Genomic DNA, 19,045 nt, shown 5'->3' on the forward strand with positions numbered 1-19,045 from the left:
GACAGTAAAAGGAATGCAGTCTTAGTACGCCGCGTCCTGTGGCAACAGCTGCCTGACCTACATCGTGTAGGCCTAAAAAGGGATGCCGACTAATGTCGACATCCCTTTCGTTAGACGCTTCGTTTTCCGGTTATGAGGTTGAAGATAAATACAATAATCGCGATAACTAGAAGAATGTGAATGAGTCCTCCACCAATCTTGAATACGAGACCTAACACCCAAAACACGAATAATGCTACAATTAGTAACCATATAATTCGACCCATGTGAATCACCCCTTTTCTGATGTATTCAATATATACCCCTGCCAATTTAAAGTTAAACTTGGGGCGATTGAAAAGTAGTTATTGGGAAAGAGACTGGGTATACATACTGGAGGCGGTACAGTTGGCAACACCAGGTATGGAAGATTATCTTGAACAGATTTATTTGCATATAGAAGCAAAGGGCGTTGCGCGTGTATCGGACGTTGCTGAATCCTTGGCGGTTCTCCCTTCATCTGTTACAAAAATGGCACAGCGTCTTGACAAGGAAGGCTATATTGTTTACGAGCGCTACAAAGGTCTTGAATTGACAGGGAAAGGGTTCTCATTCGGGAAAAAGCTTGTGCGTCGTCATGATCTTCTTGAACAGTTTCTTCGCATTATTGGAGTCGATGAAGAAAATATTTATGGAGACGTGGAAGGAATTGAACATCACCTAAGCTGGAATGCGATGGATCGAATAACCGATCTTGTTGAAGCGATGGGACAAGACGATGAATTTGTTAGGAAATTACGTGTAATGGATCATAAGAAAGAGGTAGATAAATAATGGAACAACTTAAATCAGGCTATGCAGTGGAGTTAGAAGTATTAGAGCAGGACGGTTCAAGATGGATATTGCGTGGCGATGGCGAACAAGAACATATTATGTTGAACGCATCTGATGCAGACGAAAATATTCAAGAAGGGGATATTGTCAACGTTTTCCTTTATATGAACAGACGTGGAGAGCTTTCAGCGACGATGCAGATGCCACATATGACGGCTGAGACATTTGGCTGGGCGCGTGTAATACGTGTGGATGATCATGAAGGAGTCTTCGTAGATATCGGTTCTTCAATTGAAGTGCTTGTGAATAAAAATGACATGCCGAAAGTACGGGCTCTATGGCCGAAGGTAGACGATGCACTGTACATGACGCTTCGAATGGATTTGGGCGGTACTATTTTTGGCAGACTTGCTACAGAAGAACGCGTATTGGAACAAATTTCCGAAGCGCCAGCATCTGCATTTAACATGGACTTGAAGGCAAGAGCTTACCGCTTGTTGCCAGTTGGTTCGTTTATGCTCAGTATTCCGGAAAATTACCGTATCTTTATCCACAATACGGAGCAAGAACGGGAACCACGCTTAGGGCAGGAAATGACTGTGCGTATTATTGGCGTCCGTGAAGATGGAACAATGAACGGATCAATGTTGCCTCGTAAGGAGGAGCGTCAGGGAGACGATGCTGAAAAAGTTCTTCGTTATTTGAATGAAGTTAATGGACGCATGCCGTTCACGGATAAATCAACACCTGACGATATAAAAGAAATGTTCAAAATGAGTAAAGCGTCGTTCAAACGCGCACTTGGTAAACTCATGAAAGAAGGCAGAATTGAACAGAGTGAAGGATGGACATTGTTGAAATAATACCGAAATTCGGGAACCTTTATCAACCTCGAATCGTATTAATTCCTAGAAAGAAGGGGGAATCAACATGAAACGTCTACTTACAATGATAATGGTAGCTGTACTGGCTATCGGAATCTTGGTTCCTACTGCTGTACATGCAGAAGATCCAGTCATCAATGAAAAGCTTGGTGTACCAATCGTCGTTTACGGCGCAGATTTATCGGATGCTGAGAAGGAAAGTGTGAAGATAAGCCTGGGTGTTGCAAAGGAAGCGGAAGTTGAAGAAATATCCGTTGACGGCAGTGACCTTGTGAAATATATTGAAAATGGCAATGGTAAAGCAAGAATGTATTCTTCTGCTAAAATCACAAGGCAAGAAGAAGGCAAAGGGCTTGTCATCACGATTGTTACGCCAGATAATATTACAGAAGTAACGTCAGAAATATATGCGACTGCTATGCTGACTGCTGGAATCGAAGACGCGGTTGTCGAAGTGGCAGCGCCGAAAAGAGTAACAGGTCATTCCGCACTCGTTGGTATTTACAAAGCATATGAAGTGACTGGTGAAAAACTTGATACGAAACGAACAGACGTCGCAAATGATGAATTGAATCTTGCAACAAAATTTGCAAAAGAATCCGGTGTAGAAAGTGAAAAAGTAGCCGAACTTTTGACGGAAATCAAAAAACAAATCTCAGAGAAAAACCCAGCGACAAAAGAAGAAGTAGAGAAAATTGTGACTGAGCAATTGACAAATCTTAATATCAATTTAAGTGATGCCGATCGCCAATTGCTCATAGACTTAATGGATAGAATTCGGAATTTAGATATCGATTTCAATAAGTTATCCGAGCAACTATCGGAAATGACATCGAAAATTAAAGAAACGCTCGGCGACATAGATCCTAGTTTTTGGGCGAGTGTTAAAGAGTTCTTTGCGAACCTATTCGAATCCGTTCAGTCTTGGTTTAAGTAAGTGGACAGCGAAGTACATTGTTGTTTTGAAAAATAGAATTAATTGAAAAGGGGTAGTTTAGATGGAATTCGAATTTGTTGAATTGGGTGGGGACGCATTCGCGTTCCGTTATGAACAAGATGGAGCGATGCTTGCAGAAATTACATGGACTATTCTTGGGGATGTCATGGTGATGGATCATACATTCGTTTCACCAGAGCTTCGAGGACAAGGCGTTGCAAAAAAAATACTGGATCGTGCGGCTAGTTATGCGCGTGAACAGGAGTTAAAAATGGAGCCTGTTTGTTCGTATGTTATAACAGCTTTTGAACGCTACAAAGAATATGATGACGTAAAAGTGTGAAAAAAGAATAATAAAAGGCAATCCATTTAGTTATAAAACTAAGGATTGCCTTTTAAATTTCACAAGGTAAAGTTCGACTCATTCATATCCCTCACAGTAAAGTAATGAAGTACACTATGCTAGTTAACACAAAAGCGCCGGCGACAGTATACATCATGTCGGCTTGACTGAAAATTAGATTCTTCTCCATTTGTATCGTCCCCTTTCCTATTGCGGGCAATAATGCCTGTGTATATACAGAATACCCATTCACTTTTTATTGAAACATTTTTGCACATCTGTTGATTAACCATTTATTTGCATAAAGTACTGGTGAGAAGGGCTTGATGACCTTCATTTTCACTGGACTATTTTCGGCCCGCTTACGGCTAACTATTCATGACGGGTTTACATGGGGGTTCTAGCCACACTCTTTTCAGTAATTCTGTTGCGAATAGTTGCCTGTCGCATCCCTACATATTCAGACATCCCGGTAATCGTATAGAAGTCATTCAATCCAGAGCGATACAAAGTCATCTATACACGTAGCACTCGGTGTGTGATCAAGTTATTTGCTGGTTACATTTTGTTAATCAACAGACGTGACATTTTAGTCATGTATTTTTGGGAAAAGTGAAACCTATTCTACAGATGAACGTATAATCATATATAGATTAAGAGAGAGGTGTATTTCATGAGTCGCACGGCAGAAAAGGTATTATCGATTATAAGCGTCGTATTGACGACAATAGGCATTTTTATTAGTTTCGGATTACTGGCTTTATTTAACTATCTGAAATCGGACCCGTTGATTCAGGATGAGTTCGAAACGGAAATGCTGTTGATGGATCCAACATTAACACCTGAACATATAGAAGTAATGTATGGAGCGTTTGGAGTCATAGGTGGGTTTATGTGGTTAATCATTATCAGTTTAATCATTAGTTTGATCTTGACGATAATTGGTATCGTGAACATTTGGAAGAACAAAAATCCTAAGCTTGCCGGGACTATGTTCATTATTGCTGGTTTGACTGCCGGAATTCTTTCGTTGACTTCAATTCTTCTTTATATCGTGGGTATCCTTTGTTTTACAAAGAAACCAGCGTTAACAGATGAATCGCAGCTCGTGGATGATAAATATGATGGAACGATGAGACCTTTATAATAAAAAAAACACTTTCCTCCCAATTGGGGGAAAGTGTTTTTTAAAAAAGATAAGAAAGTATAAGTTTTTTTGACATAGAATAGCGTCTAGCTCCAGGTGCCAGCCGCTCTGAGGACCACAGGATGTGGGTCACGTAGCCATTGCCGCAGGACGCGGCGTACTTAGGCTAGGTTCCTTGAAAGCAATCCAGCTATGTGGAAAAGAGCGCCACGTCGCTGGCTCGACTTATGCCTTTCGCGTCTAAACGGCGCTTTCCGCTATTCTTATTGCAAGGCAAGTGCAGGGGAGTGAATATAAAATACATATTGGGCCGTTACCACAGGATGGCCCTCGAAATATTCATCAAAGACATCAAGTAGTTCGAAGCCCTGTTTCTCATAAAAGGCTCGTCCAATTGCATTGCGTTCGTCCACATAAACAAATAATTGCTGTGCCTCCGAAAGTAGCGACAAAGCATACTTAACTAGCTTTTTACCATAGCCCATTTTCTGGTGTGATGGTAAAATGTACATAGCAGTCAATTCAGAATCGCCATCTTCATCTTTTTTCGTGAAACTAGAAAAACCAATAGGAATACCTTCACATTCTGCTACTAACACATACGTTTTCTCCATACGTTTCAATAGCATCGCTTCTGAATAGGAGCGATTGATAAACTCTTTTTGGATTTCTGCTGGAATACTATCTTTATAGGTTTCGCTCCAAGTCTTAAAAACAATTTGTTGAACGTGCATACTATCCATGGCAGTCATTGGTCGGATCATTGCACTGTCACCTCTGCATTTCTTTTTGCTATCATAACAAATAACTAGGCTAAAAACTACCAATGTAATGTAAATGATATATATGGGAGAGAAGCTATATGAAGTGGACTTATCACGAGTTTAGGGAATTAAGTGGTCATGAAGTATATGAAATGTTGAAGTTGCGTGTTGATGTGTTCATCGTGGAGCAAAATTGTGCGTATCATGAAGTTGATGGTCATGATTACGATGCAATTCATATATTCTGTAGCGATGAGGAAGGACTGGCCGCCTATGCACGGCTTCTTCCGGCCAATGTTAAGTATATGGAGCCATCCATTGGCCGGGTCATCATCAGAGAGAATAGAAGGGGCACAGGGCTTGCGCATATCCTTATGGAGAAAAGTGTTGCCTTTACGAAGAACCATTGGAAACCTGAAAAGATTCGTCTGCAGGCCCAGCACCATCTAGTTGGGTTTTATGAAAAGCATGGATTTAATGCAATCTCGGAGCCGTATGAAGATGGTGGAATTCCACACGTGGATATGATTTTATCAATCAAATAAAAATGAAAGTTTCTAAGCTGGCAGATGAGGGTATACTCTCTGTACAATGCATTTTCATTAAATCTGGGAGGAATGATTTTAATGGCTCGTAAACGAAATAATAATTTATTACTTGCAACGATGGCGGCGGGGGCTTATGCCTACTTCAGTAAAAAAGAAAATAGGGATAAGGCACAAGTGGCTTTTAACAACATGAAAACAAAAGTTGATTCATTTATTGGATCACAAAAACTGAATCGATGTCCTGAAACTAAAGTCGGTCATTCGGATCCATATGATCTTCAAGATAACAAGATGGTAAGTGAAGGTGCTCAAACGAGCGTCCATTATTATAACCAAGAAGTTGAAGATGATGTGAAGATGACCCCTGAAACAGATGGACTCTACCATAAAAAAGAAAAGAATGATCCGAGTTCGGAACAATCCAACAAATAAAGTTGAGGGATTGCACAAAACAAAAGGCGCTTCCAAACATGGAAGCGTTTTTTTATTCGATTCCACAGGAAGAAAAATAATTCTTGAATGGTCAATCGTTGTAATTAGAGAGCTAGGTAAGGTATAATTTTTAATAGTTTGAAATAGTGAAGGTGAATCTAATGAAGAAGAAAATTGGATTAGTCACGATGCTAATGACCACTGCTGTTTTTCTAAGCGGTTGTGCAGGCATCGAGAACAAAGAAGGCACATTTTATAATATTTTTGTTAAGCCTATGGATTGGTTACTGCATTTCTTCAGTGATTTTTTCAATGGAAGTTACGGTCTATCGATTATCCTCATCACGGTATTAATTCGGTTGATCCTTATGCCGCTAATGCTGAAGAATTATAAGTCGCAACAGAATATGAAAGTTAAAATGGATGGACTTCGCCCCGAGATGGAAGACATTCAAAAGCGTTTGAAAGAAGCAAAAGAAAAAGAACAAAAAGAGGAGCAAGCGAAGCTTCAGCAAGAAATGATGGGGCTCTATTCGAAGCATGGTGTCAATCCGCTTAATATTGGTTGTCTTCCGTTAGTCATCCAGATGCCAATCATCATGGGTCTGTACTTTGCAATCCTCAATTCTACAGAAGTACAAACACATGAGTTTCTTTGGTTCAATCTTGGAGAACCCGATATGATTATGATGGTACTTGCTGGTGCGGTCTACTTCGTACAAGCGCGTGTATCACTATGGACAATGCCGGAACAGCAGAAGAAACAGATGAAAGCATTTATTTACTTATCGCCGATTATGATCATGTTCATTTCATTCAAAGCGATGGCAGCATTACCTCTTTACTGGGCGGTTGGGGGACTACTCCTTATCTTCCAAACGTATTTGGGCCGCAAGTTCTATTACAAGCATCCTGAACCAGTTGTAGAAGGTGCTGAAGAAGTTATACTTGCAGATGAAAAGGAAAAAGTGACAGAAACAGTAATAGAAGAAGTGAAAAAAACAAACACTAAAGACAAAAAACGCAAGTAGGCTGAAGAGAAATCTTCGGCTTTTTTTCTAGCCGGATTAGAACAATCAGCTACTAGGCTCACTTGGTGTGAATTACACAGCCTTGGGAGGTTATCTATATGCAGACTAAATGGTTATTTGGAATCGGAATTGTGGCAGCCGCATTGGCATCAGTCTATTTCATCGTCAAACTCGACTTGAACAATGCTGTTTTGGCGATGGTAGCTTTGTTTTCATTGACGAATGGGGCTCGGGCAAAATCATTTCGTGAGCAGGGTATGTTACGTGAGTCGAAATGGATGTTATGGATGTCACTGTTTTTCGGATTCGCTTTTGTAGTGTTACTTATATTTAATGTAGTCAGGTAAGTTGAACATCTGAATAACTGTATAAACAGCGAAGCTGCTTTTCAGGGGGTAGCTGAAGCGGATTCAATGGAATTCTTTATTTCAACATATATTGGTAAAGAAAAGACGCTTACCGGGAACTGAAATTTCCGGTAAGCGTCTTTTATATTAATAAGCATATTTCTTTCTAGTCATTAGCACAATGATGATAGCTGGAACAGAACAAATAATCATGCCGAGAAACGCGAGCCGTGGGGAAATGTCATATAAGTAGCCGCCTAAAAATGTCAGAATTGCAGTGCTCAGGCTCATCGCGAATGCCACATACATTCCTTGTGCTGTAGCAATTTGGTCATGGGGTAGTTTTTCAGAAATGAATTTTATGAACGCGAAATGGGCTACGCCGAACGACAAGGCATGGAGTAGTTGAGTGCCGATGAAAACAGATATGTATGGAAATAAAGCAATTAGTATCCACCTTACCGTGGATCCGATTCCTGCAATAAGAAACATCGTAGAGACTTTTACATTTGCAAGCAATCGATCAGCGCGGGTGAAAAACAATATTTCAAATAACACTGCTATATTCAAGATAATTCCGATATAAATGCCATTAACACCAAGATTATCTAAGAAGATGAATCCAAAGTTATAATAGGACGCATGCGCACCTTGTAAAAGGATAGCGAGTATCATGACGATTGCGAACCCTTTGGAGGTGAAGAGTGATTTGAAATTGATGTCTCGTTTCGTAGTGTCGTCCTTAACTGAATTTAATCGCAAAGCTTCTGGTGCTGGTCGCATGAAAAAAAGCGTTGCGATGGCTAATCCAACAATCATTATGTATAGGATTGCTTGCTCAGTCCAGATAGCCGTAGCTGCTCCGATTAACAACAAAGCGATAGTGTAACCAATTGATCCGAACGAACGGCTCTTTCCATAATGAATTCCTTCTGTCTGCATTAAAACAGATGCGCTGCTTTCGACGGCAGGCAATATCATCGGATAGACTGCACTAAATAAGATGGTAATAAAGAGAAGTACGATGAAAGGTGAATCTGGCAAGTAGAGGAGCGTTAAAATAAGTGCTGTAAGAGACATCCATTTCATCACACGGATCATGGACATTTTTCGTGTTAGGTATGGAAAGACCAGCAATGTCGACAATGAGCGAGCAATCATTCCAGCGCCCATAATGAAACTTGCTGCTGTTACAGATAAACCTTTTTCAATTGTTAGCCAGCCGGTCCAATAGGGAAGAAATACGCCCCAAGTAAAGAAAAAAGCGAAAAAACTCATTGAAAGCCATCTTTGGTTATTCATCCTATCGCTCCCTTACAAACTCTGCAATAATCGTGAAATTAAATGATACATAAATGATAGCATACGCAGACCACAAAGAAAAATGATGGTAGACTATAGATATATATTGAGAAGGTAGGCTTATTGATGAAACAGAAAAGGAACTATACTAATAAAAAAAATAAGAAAAAACAGGGTAAAGCTTTAACGATCACTTTACTTATTTCCGGTGTCATTATGACGGGTCTGCTAATTGGACTCGGAATGAATGACTGGGACGTAGAAAAAAGTATTAAAAAAGGGCAGGAAGCCATTGGTATGTCTGTTGCGAATGAGGATACAACCCCTGAAACGGAGCCTATCGAACTTCCAGGCATTGCAGAACAACCGGATGAATCAGTAGTAGAACCGGACGCTGAGGTAACGAAAGAAGAGGATGAACCCGGGAAAGTGCAGGAGGTTATGCCTGAACAGAAACCAACTGAGCAAAAAACTCCGCCATCAAAACCCGCTAAAAACAACGGTGCAGGATCTAGCACCGAGGTGAAACCGACTCCAACGATTGATAACGGAGGATATATCGAAGGTCAGGTGCTCCCTATAGAACCGAAGTTTGTAAAAGGGATTTTACTTGCCAATAAAAAATATCCTCTTCCAACGACTTATGCACCCGGAGAAGATAAAAAAGCGCGTGGGGCATTTGAAAGAATGGCGGCGGAAGCGAAACTTGCAGATTTTAATCTCTATGCATTTAGCACCTATCGTTCGTTTGAATACCAGACGACACTTTACGAAAGATATGTTGCCCGTGATGGTAAAGAAGCGGCAGATACGTACAGTGCACGCCCGGGCTATTCAGAACACCAAACGGGGCTCGCGTTCGACATAGGAGAAGTGAATTTTGAACAGCATTATGCTTCATCATCATTTGGGGAAACGGAAGCGGGAAAATGGGTGGCAGCAAATGCTCACCGATTCGGTTTCGTTATGCGCTATCCAAAGGGGAAAGAACAGGTTACGGGGTATATGCATGAGTCTTGGCATTTTCGTTATGTTGGTATTGAAGTTGCAGATGAAATCTTCAAACGAAATCTAACGTTAGAAGAATATTTAGGGGTTCAATAAACGCATAGACGACTTGAATTTCCATATACAAAAGGGACGTACCGTATTAGCGGTGCGTCCCTTTTGTTTACATCTAGACTCCGTCACCTAAGTTTTGGAGGCCCGCAGCCGTTGCCGCAGGACGCAGCGTACTTTGGCTGCATTCATTTGTGACAGGCGCTTGCGCTTTAGTTTTTCATAGTATCGGCGAAAGCAATCGTGAAATCGATTCTTTTATTTTAATGGTTTGTGAACGTGCCAAGTACATTTCATAGGTTAATTCGGTCGATAATTGCATATCATGTTCGAACAGTTCTGCTAATTCATGTGATTTTTCACGGTCATAAATGAAGGCATTGACTTCGAAATTTAATTTGAAGCTGCGTACATCGATATTGGCAGTTCCGACAGTTGACAGTTCATCATCGACGACAATTTGCTTTGTATGCAAGAAGCCGTTTTCATAAATATAAACTTTTGCACCTGCCTTTAACAATTTACCAACATTCGAGTACGTTGCCCAGTAAACAAACATGTGGTCAGGCTTGTTTGGAATCATTATTCGTACATCGACCCCTGAAAGGCAGGCAATGCGCAGAGCGTCCAGGAAACTAACGTCAGGGATAAAATAAGGCGTTTGAATATAAATATACTTTTTCGCAATGAAAATCATTTTCAAATATCCATCTTTAATCTGTTCCCATTCAGAGTCAGGTCCACTTGTAACGATTTGCATACCTACTGAACCTTTTCGTGGGATAGCAGGGAAAAAGCGTTCTGCATATTCGATATCATTTTTCTCGGATGCTTGGTTCCAGTCCAATATAAACCTTGTCTGTAGCGGGTGCACTGCACTGCCTTCAATCCGCAGATGTGTATCGCGCCAATAGCCAAACTTCTTGTTCAGTCCCAAATATTCATCGCCGACATTGAAGCCGCCGACATAACCAATCCGACCGTCGATAACAACAATCTTCCGGTGATTCCTGAAATTCATACGGGGATTGATAAGTGGCATGGTAGCTGGAAAAAATGCTTCAACATCCCCTCCGTTAGCGATTAGTTCTTTTAAATGCCTCTTGCGAAGTCCTCGCGAACCGATATCATCGAACAGCAAACGTACTTTTACACCTTGCTTCGCTTTTTGGATTAATACGTTTAGTATCCTAGTTCCAAGGGTATCCAATTTGAAAATGTAAGTCTGAAAATGTATATGATCTTTTGCTTGCTCGAGGTCATGAATAAGTGCGTCAAATTTAGCTGCGCCATCGTTGAAAACCTGAACATCATTGTCTTGCGTCAAGACAGCGTGGTTATTCCTGAGGTGAAGGTAAATCATGTCCTTGTAGTGAGCTGTATCATCTAGCCTGAATTCGAGGGTATCTTCTTCTATTGCTTCAATTTGATAATCGATCAATTGATCGATACCAATTTTACTGCGTCCTTCCCATCGGAAAAGATGTTTTTCTCTCAATTGTCTGCCGAGTAAAAGATAGATGAAGAAACCGAAAAATGGGATGAAAAATATGACGAGGAGCCATGCCCAGGTCGATGTGGGATCTCTTCTTTCGAGAAAGATAAGGGCAATCGCGAGAAATATATTTAAGATAAAAACTGCCGTCACCGAAATGCTGATTAGTTGAGTCATAAGCGGCCTCCTTTACATATAATGCTTATCTTACTAGTATAACGGAAGACTTAGAAAAAAGAAGGTAACAGTGGTAGTTAAGATAAAACCTACTTGACTGATAGACATTGGTGGTTTAAAGTGTAATTAAAGCTATACACTTATCTAAAAACGTAGGAGGAAAAAAAGTGAATACATTATTACTTATTCTGAACATTGCCGGGTTGCTCTTGCTCGTTGGTATACTATATACTATGCACCGCAAAAAGGTTTCGTTTTCAAAACGTGTATTTACCGGGCTGGGGCTTGGGATTGCATACGGACTTATTTTACACTTTGCATATGGTACGGATTCAGCAGTATTGAAGGAATCTATACCGTGGTTTAACTTAATAGGAACAGGTTATGTTAAATTACTTCAAATGATAGTTATGCCACTCGTTTTCATTTCAATCCTTGGGGCATTCACGAAAATAACGATTGGCAAGAACTTTGGTAAGATGGCCGGATTGATATTAGGTCTTCTTATCGGAACAACAGCAATCGCTGCAGTTATCGGGATTTCTGTTACACTTCTCTTCGGTCTTGATGCATCTGAAATTGTGCAAGGCGAAGCTGAACTTGCACGCGGCGCTTCCATAGAAGAACGTTCGGCAGGAATTGCAGACCGTACGTTACCGGATCAGTTGATTGACTTGTTACCTGCAAACCCGTTCCTTGATTTCACTGGTGCACGTCCGACATCAACGATTGGTGTAGTTATCTTTGCTGCATTTCTTGGATTTGCCTATTTGACACTTACGAGAAGAGATGAAAAAAATGCGGCTACAGTGAAAAAAGGAATCGATGCGGTATATTCTTTAATCATGGGAGTTGTAAAGATTGTCTTGCGCTTGACTCCATACGGTATTTTAGCAATTATTGCGACCACCGTAGCGACGTCTGACTTTGGCGCTATCTATAGTTTAGGTAAGTTCGTACTTGCTTCCTATGTAGCTATCTTGGTCATGTTCGGTATTCATTTAATCATTATTACGCTGTCGGGATTAAACCCAATAACTTACGTGAAAAAAGCAGGGGAAGCTTTACTGTTCGCCTTCTCATCACGTTCAAGTGCAGGAACACTTCCGCTAAACATCGATACACAGACGAATCGTCTCGGTGTGCCTGATGGTATTGCCAACTTTGCAGGCTCATTCGGCTTATCAATCGGTCAAAATGGTTGCGCTGGAATCTACCCTGCGATGCTTGCAGTGATGATTGCACCTTCAGTAGGGCAGAACCCACTTGAGCCAACATTCCTCATTACATTGATCGCTATTGTGGCAATCAGCTCATTCGGAGTTGCAGGAGTTGGCGGAGGGGCAACATTCGCTGCCATCCTTGTTCTATCCGCACTTAACTTGCCGGTTGTATTAGCAGGACTACTGATTTCAGTAGAACCGCTAATTGACATGGGTCGTACTGCATTGAATGTCAGTGGTTCTATGACAGCCGGTGTTACGACTGCACGTGTGACAGGCGAACTGGATAAAGATATGTACAATGCTCCACTTGAAAAACAGACGGCGGAAGTATAAGTCGTCAAGCGACAATAAAATGTGATGGAGCGATTATATAGCTTGCTTGACCAATCATATTTCGCTACGACCAATCATATAATAAAAAAATACCGTGGAAGACGTCCTAGTCTTCTGCGGTATTTTTATTTTGTAATCATTTTGTATGTTTCCGTAATGAAATCTTTGTAAGGGGTATGTGGCATAGCAGAAATATTGGCTAATGCTTTTTCAGCATAACGTATAGCCTCTTCTTTATTCCCTAATTCTAAGTGGCAACGAGCGATATACGCATCAGCTTCATAGAAAATGGACAGATCAAGTGGGTGGTGAATATAGTTTGCAATCACTACTTTTTCAAGGGAGTCGAGAGCTTCATCGTATCGTTGTAATCCATGAAGGGCTTTGCCTTTTTCCAAACAAAGATATGGACTGTGACCCTTGGCCTTTTCATGCTCTTTGATATAAGGTTTTAGGAAACGCAAAGCTTCACCGTAAGCCTGCTTGTAGGAATTCAGATGATGGACTTTCAGAAACTTTGTAAAGAAGAAAGCTTCTTCATCCTCAGCAAATTGGCCGTACAGCTCGAGTTTTTTTGAGTAAAACCATGTCTTCTCTTCGTCAAATGACATCATCGCATGGATAGCGGCGAGCCGATATAGACTATCGATATTATAAAAAACCCGCTTTTCCTTGGAAAAGTCGATAGCATTTTCCATAACCCGTTTCGCCGATTCCGTATCCCCCACGGCATAATGAAGAATTGCTTCATGGTAGTCAAGGTCGATTCTTGTCATCGGATCAATGAATGCGTGATTCATTTCGATTTCAGAACGCTCCTGTAGCATAATTTTTAGCGAGCCGGCATAATCATGTGCTGTAAATTTAACCATCGCTCGAAAAATCCCGATGTCGACGCGGCGTGGAATAATATTCATCTCTTCGTAGATACTGGCTGCCTTGTCAGAATTGGTTTGCCAACCTTCTTTTTTTACACGAAATAGGCTACGACTGTACATTTCTAGTAAACGCGCCGCTTCATAGCCTTGCGACAGCTTGGGAACATACGGTTCAACTAAGGCGATGAGCTGTTCGTATTCATCCGTTACTTCGTCGAATTTGGTATGATACAGTTTTTCGGCCTGGTCCAACACTTCCCTTAATTCCTGTGTACTCACTTCTTCCAGTAACTCCACCACTTCCACACCAAGTCTTTCCGCTATATAAGATAGGCTTTCCATCGAAGGATTGGCCTTATTGTTCTCAATAAGGCTCAGCATACCTTTTGTCAGATCATTACCCGCCAACGCTTCCAACGTAAGTTTCTGTTGTTTTCGTAATTTACGTATTCGCTCACCTAACGTTTCGATAAGACACACCTCCATTACTTTCATCATAAAGTTTAATTATATTAAACTTCCACTTGTAATGGAAGGGGTAGCGTGTTATTATTTGTTTAATCAAATTAAACAATGTGGAATGGGGTGTTTTTATGGAAGACGTTTTGAAGCTTAAAAAGGCGACCTACCATCTATGGACGTTCACGATCAGCAAGCTTATTTCTTCATTTGGCTCACAAGTTTACGCTTTTGCAATTAGTTTTTATATTTTACAAGTGACTGGATCAGCGACAAGTTTTGCGATGAACCTCATATGTAGCCTATTACCGAGGACGCTTATTGCTCCTTTTGCGGGCTATGCGGCAGATAAGTATTCAAGAAAGACAATCGTTATTACAGCACAAATCGCTTCAACTTTTGCGATAGGGGGGCTCTTGCTCGTCAGTCTGAGTTCAGGTTTATCCCTAGTTGCAATCTATGCGACAACAGTTGTTTTATCAATTACATCGACATTTTCGGGCGTGACGTTCAGTTCTTCGATTACGGGGCTAGTTGATGAAGGACGGATTCAAAAAGCGATGTCTTTGAATCAGATGTCTATTTCATTTGCGGCAATCGGAAGCCCTGCGGTAGGCGGTTTATTGTACGGAACAGTCTCAATGCCAGTATTTCTCATAATGTATATGACTGCTTCGATTATTGGGGTTTTTCTTGAATCAACGATGAATTTCAAGTTATTTGCGAAACGTAAAGAAGGTATAGTTGGGGAACCGAAGGAATCGATGCTACAAAGTATGAAAGCGGGGTTGGTCTATTTAAAACTACAGCCGATTCTCATTACGCTCATCTGGATTGCCTTGTTCATCAACTTCCTATTTGGTGCATTCTTAGTTGGTTATTCCTTCATACTTATTGAAAAAATGAAGATGGTTTCTACGCATTTCGGATTAACGGAAGGTGCATTCGCAGTGGGAATGCTGCTGCTATCCATCTATTTATCAATGCGAAAAGAAGTGAAGTATCCCTTACTTGTCTCAAAGCGCGGCATTCTTGGAATGGGTGCCATTATGGCAAGCGTTGCACTGCCCCTATTAATACCTATGCAATATGGTTTTATGTTTGGTTTTTACGTGTTCATCATGTTCAGCTTTGGAGCAATAATGATTATAGTTAATACGCCCATGCAAGTGATGATGCAGAAAATGATTGACGATGATTATAAAGGGCGTGTATTTTCAATCCTAGAAACAATGTCGATGGCGCTTATGCCCCTTGGAGTAGTTATTTACGGATTCTTATACGATATATTTCCGGCACAGTGGATTCTCATTGGATCAAGCCTATTGTTAATTGGCGCAGTTCTATTCCTTGCAAGACCTTCTGTTGTACGAAAGGCGCATCCTGAACTAGGGGATTCAAAAGTAGTGAAGGCGGAGGTTGTTTCGGAATAATTATTCACATTGCTTTTTTGTGTGAAATAGTAAAGGCAACCTTTCATCAATTTTAGAAAGGTTGCCTTTTGTATTGACGATAATTATTTAGCGGCTGCTTCGAAACTCCGCAACGATTTAGCAGACTTTCTAAACGCGAAAATCAACGCTATAGATAGAACTGCAAGAATCGCGGAAATGAAATACATATTGCCGGCTTCTTGCGTGAAAATCCATGTGAATAATAGTGGACCAATGATGCGTCCCATATTGTCCATGGAATACGTCATACCGGCAGCCGTTCCGTATTTCCCGCCAGATTCTTTTGTTGTTAATGAAACGAGTACTGTTCGTGAAAGTGCATTACCAGCAGTGAAGACGCTTAACGCGAAGCCAGCCCAGAAGAGACTTGATGAAAATGGAATAAGGAAAAGTCCAAGTGCTGTAACAATCTGTGCCCCGATAATCCATTTCGTTTCCGTTCCGTTTTTCACACGACGGACGACACCGCCTTGAATTGCAGCATCGACAAAACCACTAGCCATAAACAAGTAACCGAGCTGAAGTGGTGTGATCTCGATTTTTGAGATTTGGAACAGTTGGAACGTCGATTCAAGCCCAGCAAGAAGAAATGTCACCATGAACGAGAATAGAAATAGATAGCGAATACGATATTGCCAAAGCATAGCCCCGCCTTTGGGAAGGAGTGCACGTTTATTCGCCTCACCGCGTCGTTCCGGTTCTTTCAAAATAATTCCCGCATAAATCATAAGAAGTACTGTTAAAGTACCAGAAGCAATGAATGGTAATTGAAGACTGACATTACCAAGTACACCGCCGATTGCTGGTCCAAAAATAAAACCAAGTCCAATCGACATACCAAGCAGTCCCATATATTTATTGCGGTTTTCTTCATCCGTCATATCTGCAACGAATCCAGTAACGGCGGTGTAAAGTGCACCGGAGAATACTCCCCCCACAACGCGTGACGCATATAAGAGCGGTAAGTTCTCGATGAACAAAGCAAATAGGAAGAAACTAAGACTGAAGCCAATAAGTCCTATTAAAATGAGTTTTTTTCTTCCGGTTCGGTCTGACAAAGCCCCCCACAGCGGTGCAGTAAAGAAGGATGCAAGTGCGTAAACAGTCAACAATCCACCAACATGCACCTCGGATAATCCTTGCTGCAAGATAACCTCAGGAAGAATCGGAATTATGATACCGAATCCAAGATAAACGAAAAATTGTACGGACATAAGTAGAAGGATTGCTCTTTTCATATTTAAACCCACTTTCGACTAAATCAATATACTCATTCTACCCCCACGCATGCTAATCAGACAATTAAAAGGGGGGAGGTGGTAAGTTCAAAACGTTCAGTGGGAAGAAAACAACGTTCGTTTGAAAGTTCACAACGGATCGCACGAAGTAAACAACGCTACTAGGAGTTCACGACATATTGCTCGAAGTAGACAACTACAAGCGGAAAGTATACAACGATATCCCGAAAGTAAACAACACCACCCCTAAAAAAATTACATTCTTCCCAAAAACTCAACCGAAAATAGATTTTTTATCAAATTACCTCCACCGATGTATGAAACATTTACAAAAAGTTAACAACTGTAACAATAATGAAAGATTAAAAAGTGGACAGGAGTGGTATGATTGTAGTATGAGAAAAATAGAAAGACATTTATCCCGCATTAACAGGCAGTAAGCCCACACTTCAAGTCTTTAAGGACACGAGAAGAAAAAGTGGGGGATCAACTGCCCGTAAAAGCCCGAATGGTTAGGGTCAACAGGAGGAATTGCAGTTCATTCCTCCCTGTTGGTTACTTAGGCTTTGCCACTGGGCGTGGCGCACTTAGCCTAAGTTCTTTAAACAATCAGTGGGGGAGAAAGAACCCCCCTCTGATTGAAGATTAACTTTACCTATGGAACGAAACTTTACTGATGCGTATTCGTCTAGAACTAATAGAAAGGTCGAGGTGGAAACGATGGCTAAAGAAGTTGATTTGAAAACGATCATCTCCAACTTGGCGAAGTTGGGTGTTTCGGCTACGATGACGAAATCCCGTCTGGAAATGCTGAAAGCCCTTGCGCCACTTGCACAAGCCCCACAAATTCAATCTCAATAAAGAAAGTGATAGTATGTAGACAAAAAAGCTTTGACGGATTTTCCCGTCAAAGCTTTTTTGTCTTGTGTAGGTGTCTAAACTCCAGGCGACAGCCGTATTTCTTTATTTATCTTCATCCGAACTAAACATATACGTCCTATGATGGTATTTCATACTGAATACCAATCCAATCGCGAGCATATTCCCCATCAGTGAACTACCGCCATAACTGATGAATGGCAGTGGGATGCCTGTAATCGGGAGTAGTTGAATCGTCATTCCAATGTTTTCAAATACGTGGAACGTTATCATTGCGATGATACCAGCACATATATATGTACTGAACGGATCTTTCAATTCAAGTGTAATTTTAGTCAAATGATAAATGAGGAAAAAGTACAAGCAAATGACCAAGCTCGCTCCGATGAATCCCCAATCTTCCGAAATTGTTGTAAAAATAAAATCGGTATGGCTTTCTGCGACGTACACTTCGCGGCCTTTATAACCTTTTCCGAAAATTTCTCCTGATCCAATTGCATTGAGTGACGTAATTAGATGACGTCCTTCATTCGAAGAATAGGAATAAGGATCAATCCATGAATAAATTCGTTCGAATTGGTAAAGTTTAAAGCCCATTTTGTTCTGAAGAAAATCCTGCGCGTAAAGTGCCATCCACAACAATAGGGCCCCAATCGTCGCGGTACCTGCGAATACAGGCAAAATGATTCGCCATGTCATGCCGGAGACCACAATGAACACTGCTGTAATTGCGATGAAGACGAGTCCTGTTCCTAAATCGGTCTGCATCATAATGAAAAGAAACGGTAGGAATAGAATAGCAATTATTTTTCCAAGTAAAAAAAAGTCAGTCTTCAATGTTTTCTTAACGAACTTTTCGTGATGCACCGTAATCATACGTGCCATACCGATGATGAAAAATGTTTTCATAAACTCCGCGGGCTGAATGCTACCAATGCCAGGAATATGGAACCAGCTTTTCGCTCCATTCCTTGGTTCAACTAATTTCATACCATCGGGAAGTATGAAGAGAAGTGCTAAAATGAAAACGCCGCCGCCGTAAATAATCCAGGCGGCTTTCTTATATTGTTCAGGTTCTAAAAACATCGTGATGGCGATAATGACACATCCAATGAAGTACCATTGAATTTGTGAGGGGACGAAGTTTATGGTGTATTGGCCGGTCGTCTGAGCCGAAGCAATCGCAAACAAACTGACAAGGAAAAATAGCAGCAGGATAAATGCGAGCGTCCAGTCAAAACGATCTGCGGGTTTATTAGGTATTTTCATATATAGTCACCTTAATTCCACTAAAATAGG

The 19,045-nt window shown here is 41.0% G+C and carries 20 protein-coding genes; 13 read left to right on the forward strand and 7 right to left on the reverse strand.

The features are described 5' to 3' along the window. Positions 1 to 110: 110 nt before the first annotated feature. A complete protein-coding gene (locus tag I2483_RS10630) occupies positions 111 to 266 on the reverse strand; it encodes a lmo0937 family membrane protein (protein ID WP_186672265.1) in 156 nt (51 codons plus the stop codon). 121 nt (positions 267 to 387) lie between these two features. On the opposite strand from I2483_RS10630, the gene mntR reads away from it, so the two are divergent. The 5 genes from mntR (at position 388) to I2483_RS10655 (ending at position 4,124) form a co-directional block, all read left to right on the forward strand. Next, a complete protein-coding gene (gene mntR / locus I2483_RS10635) occupies positions 388 to 813 on the forward strand; it encodes a transcriptional regulator MntR (protein ID WP_207175758.1) in 426 nt (141 codons plus the stop codon). Beyond that, entirely contained in the window at positions 813 to 1,676 is an 864-nt protein-coding gene (locus I2483_RS10640; RefSeq protein WP_207175760.1) for a CvfB family protein, read from the forward strand. Before mntR ends, I2483_RS10640 begins: the two co-directional genes overlap by 1 nt. Positions 1,677 to 1,743: 67 nt before the next feature. Then, positions 1,744 to 2,634, forward strand: a complete 891-nt coding sequence (locus I2483_RS10645) for a DUF1002 domain-containing protein (protein ID WP_207175762.1) — start codon at positions 1,744 to 1,746, stop codon at positions 2,632 to 2,634. A 61-nt stretch (positions 2,635 to 2,695) separates the two neighbouring features. After that, a complete protein-coding gene (locus I2483_RS10650) occupies positions 2,696 to 2,977 on the forward strand; it encodes a GNAT family N-acetyltransferase (protein ID WP_207175763.1) in 282 nt (93 codons plus the stop codon). 673 nt (positions 2,978 to 3,650) lie between these two features. Beyond that, positions 3,651 to 4,124, forward strand: coding sequence for a DUF4064 domain-containing protein (locus I2483_RS10655; protein WP_207175764.1), 474 nt, complete (start codon positions 3,651 to 3,653; stop codon positions 4,122 to 4,124). A gap of 263 nt (positions 4,125 to 4,387) precedes the next feature. On the opposite strand, the gene I2483_RS10660 is transcribed toward I2483_RS10655, so the two are convergent. After that, entirely contained in the window at positions 4,388 to 4,888 is a 501-nt protein-coding gene (locus I2483_RS10660; RefSeq protein WP_207175765.1) for a GNAT family N-acetyltransferase, read from the reverse strand. A gap of 98 nt (positions 4,889 to 4,986) precedes the next feature. Here I2483_RS10660 and I2483_RS10665 point away from each other — a divergent pair, with 98 nt between their 5' ends. From I2483_RS10665 to I2483_RS10680, 4 genes are all read left to right on the forward strand, one after another. Continuing rightward, positions 4,987 to 5,433 carry a GNAT family N-acetyltransferase gene (locus I2483_RS10665; RefSeq protein ID WP_186672253.1) on the forward strand — a complete coding sequence of 149 codons (447 nt, stop codon included), beginning with the start codon at positions 4,987 to 4,989 and terminating at the stop codon, positions 5,431 to 5,433. An 81-nt stretch (positions 5,434 to 5,514) separates the two neighbouring features. Continuing rightward, positions 5,515 to 5,868 (forward strand): hypothetical protein, encoded by a 354-nt coding sequence (locus I2483_RS10670; protein WP_186672252.1) that lies wholly within the window; start codon positions 5,515 to 5,517, stop codon positions 5,866 to 5,868. Between the two features lie 161 nt (positions 5,869 to 6,029). Further along, positions 6,030 to 6,899: a membrane protein insertase YidC gene (gene yidC, locus I2483_RS10675; protein ID WP_207175766.1), complete on the forward strand. Its 870-nt coding sequence runs from the start codon at positions 6,030 to 6,032 to the stop codon at positions 6,897 to 6,899. 98 nt (positions 6,900 to 6,997) lie between these two features. Further along, positions 6,998 to 7,246: a hypothetical protein gene (locus I2483_RS10680; protein ID WP_207175767.1), complete on the forward strand. Its 249-nt coding sequence runs from the start codon at positions 6,998 to 7,000 to the stop codon at positions 7,244 to 7,246. 147 nt (positions 7,247 to 7,393) lie between these two features. Here I2483_RS10680 and I2483_RS10685 read toward each other — a convergent pair whose 3' ends face one another. Continuing rightward, positions 7,394 to 8,548, reverse strand: a complete 1,155-nt coding sequence (locus I2483_RS10685; RefSeq protein WP_207175768.1) for a 3-phenylpropionate MFS transporter — start codon at positions 8,546 to 8,548, stop codon at positions 7,394 to 7,396. Between the two features lie 126 nt (positions 8,549 to 8,674). Here I2483_RS10685 and I2483_RS10690 point away from each other — a divergent pair, with 126 nt between their 5' ends. Further along, a complete protein-coding gene (locus I2483_RS10690) occupies positions 8,675 to 9,652 on the forward strand; it encodes a D-alanyl-D-alanine carboxypeptidase family protein (protein ID WP_255550396.1) in 978 nt (325 codons plus the stop codon). Positions 9,653 to 9,827: 175 nt separating this feature from the next. Here I2483_RS10690 and cls read toward each other — a convergent pair whose 3' ends face one another. Further along, on the reverse strand, positions 9,828 to 11,279 hold the full coding sequence (gene cls / locus I2483_RS10695; protein WP_207175770.1) for a cardiolipin synthase: 1,452 nt from the start codon (positions 11,277 to 11,279) through the stop codon (positions 9,828 to 9,830). Positions 11,280 to 11,512: 233 nt separating this feature from the next. Between cls and I2483_RS10700 the strand changes: the two genes are divergently transcribed. Then, positions 11,513 to 12,838 carry an L-cystine transporter gene (locus tag I2483_RS10700; protein WP_207175801.1) on the forward strand — a complete coding sequence of 442 codons (1,326 nt, stop codon included), beginning with the start codon at positions 11,513 to 11,515 and terminating at the stop codon, positions 12,836 to 12,838. Positions 12,839 to 12,963: 125 nt separating this feature from the next. On the opposite strand, the gene I2483_RS10705 is transcribed toward I2483_RS10700, so the two are convergent. Continuing rightward, complete coding sequence (locus I2483_RS10705) at positions 12,964 to 14,202, reverse strand: helix-turn-helix transcriptional regulator (RefSeq protein WP_207175772.1); 1,239 nt, start codon at positions 14,200 to 14,202, stop codon at positions 12,964 to 12,966. Between the two features lie 107 nt (positions 14,203 to 14,309). Here I2483_RS10705 and I2483_RS10710 point away from each other — a divergent pair, with 107 nt between their 5' ends. Next, positions 14,310 to 15,608, forward strand: coding sequence for an MFS transporter (locus I2483_RS10710; RefSeq protein ID WP_207175774.1), 1,299 nt, complete (start codon positions 14,310 to 14,312; stop codon positions 15,606 to 15,608). A gap of 83 nt (positions 15,609 to 15,691) precedes the next feature. On the opposite strand, the gene I2483_RS10715 is transcribed toward I2483_RS10710, so the two are convergent. After that, the gene (locus I2483_RS10715; RefSeq protein ID WP_207175776.1) at positions 15,692 to 16,867 is read right to left on the reverse strand and encodes an MFS transporter; all 1,176 of its coding nucleotides are present in this window, start codon (positions 16,865 to 16,867) and stop codon (positions 15,692 to 15,694) included. A 720-nt stretch (positions 16,868 to 17,587) separates the two neighbouring features. Between I2483_RS10715 and I2483_RS10720 the strand changes: the two genes are divergently transcribed. Continuing rightward, a complete protein-coding gene (locus I2483_RS10720) occupies positions 17,588 to 17,728 on the forward strand; it encodes an Lmo0850 family protein (protein WP_186672238.1) in 141 nt (46 codons plus the stop codon). Positions 17,729 to 17,830: 102 nt separating this feature from the next. Here I2483_RS10720 and I2483_RS10725 read toward each other — a convergent pair whose 3' ends face one another. Beyond that, positions 17,831 to 19,015, reverse strand: coding sequence for an FtsW/RodA/SpoVE family cell cycle protein (locus I2483_RS10725; RefSeq protein WP_207175777.1), 1,185 nt, complete (start codon positions 19,013 to 19,015; stop codon positions 17,831 to 17,833). Between the last annotated feature and the right edge of the window lie 30 nt (positions 19,016 to 19,045).

The sequence above is a fragment of the Sporosarcina sp. E16_3 genome (assembly GCF_017347125.1).
Lineage (GTDB): Bacteria > Bacillota > Bacilli > Bacillales_A > Planococcaceae > Sporosarcina.

Coding starts and splice junctions, on each gene's coding strand:
- cls (WP_207175770.1), bottom strand. CDS start 11,279: ATGACTCAACTAATCAGCATTTCGGTGACGGCAGTTTTTATCTTAAAT.
- I2483_RS10670 (WP_186672252.1), top strand. CDS start 5,515: ATGGCTCGTAAACGAAATAATAATTTATTACTTGCAACGATGGCGGCG.
- I2483_RS10665 (WP_186672253.1), top strand. CDS start 4,987: ATGAAGTGGACTTATCACGAGTTTAGGGAATTAAGTGGTCATGAAGTA.
- I2483_RS10710 (WP_207175774.1), top strand. CDS start 14,310: ATGGAAGACGTTTTGAAGCTTAAAAAGGCGACCTACCATCTATGGACG.
- I2483_RS10690 (WP_255550396.1), top strand. CDS start 8,675: ATGAAACAGAAAAGGAACTATACTAATAAAAAAAATAAGAAAAAACAG.
- I2483_RS10705 (WP_207175772.1), bottom strand. CDS start 14,202: ATGGAGGTGTGTCTTATCGAAACGTTAGGTGAGCGAATACGTAAATTA.
- I2483_RS10655 (WP_207175764.1), top strand. CDS start 3,651: ATGAGTCGCACGGCAGAAAAGGTATTATCGATTATAAGCGTCGTATTG.
- I2483_RS10630 (WP_186672265.1), bottom strand. CDS start 266: ATGGGTCGAATTATATGGTTACTAATTGTAGCATTATTCGTGTTTTGG.
- I2483_RS10725 (WP_207175777.1), bottom strand. CDS start 19,015: ATGAAAATACCTAATAAACCCGCAGATCGTTTTGACTGGACGCTCGCA.
- I2483_RS10645 (WP_207175762.1), top strand. CDS start 1,744: ATGAAACGTCTACTTACAATGATAATGGTAGCTGTACTGGCTATCGGA.
- I2483_RS10720 (WP_186672238.1), top strand. CDS start 17,588: ATGGCTAAAGAAGTTGATTTGAAAACGATCATCTCCAACTTGGCGAAG.
- I2483_RS10680 (WP_207175767.1), top strand. CDS start 6,998: ATGCAGACTAAATGGTTATTTGGAATCGGAATTGTGGCAGCCGCATTG.
- I2483_RS10660 (WP_207175765.1), bottom strand. CDS start 4,888: ATGATCCGACCAATGACTGCCATGGATAGTATGCACGTTCAACAAATT.
- I2483_RS10640 (WP_207175760.1), top strand. CDS start 813: ATGGAACAACTTAAATCAGGCTATGCAGTGGAGTTAGAAGTATTAGAG.
- I2483_RS10650 (WP_207175763.1), top strand. CDS start 2,696: ATGGAATTCGAATTTGTTGAATTGGGTGGGGACGCATTCGCGTTCCGT.
- I2483_RS10700 (WP_207175801.1), top strand. CDS start 11,513: ATGCACCGCAAAAAGGTTTCGTTTTCAAAACGTGTATTTACCGGGCTG.
- I2483_RS10685 (WP_207175768.1), bottom strand. CDS start 8,548: ATGAATAACCAAAGATGGCTTTCAATGAGTTTTTTCGCTTTTTTCTTT.
- yidC (WP_207175766.1), top strand. CDS start 6,030: ATGAAGAAGAAAATTGGATTAGTCACGATGCTAATGACCACTGCTGTT.
- I2483_RS10715 (WP_207175776.1), bottom strand. CDS start 16,867: ATGAAAAGAGCAATCCTTCTACTTATGTCCGTACAATTTTTCGTTTAT.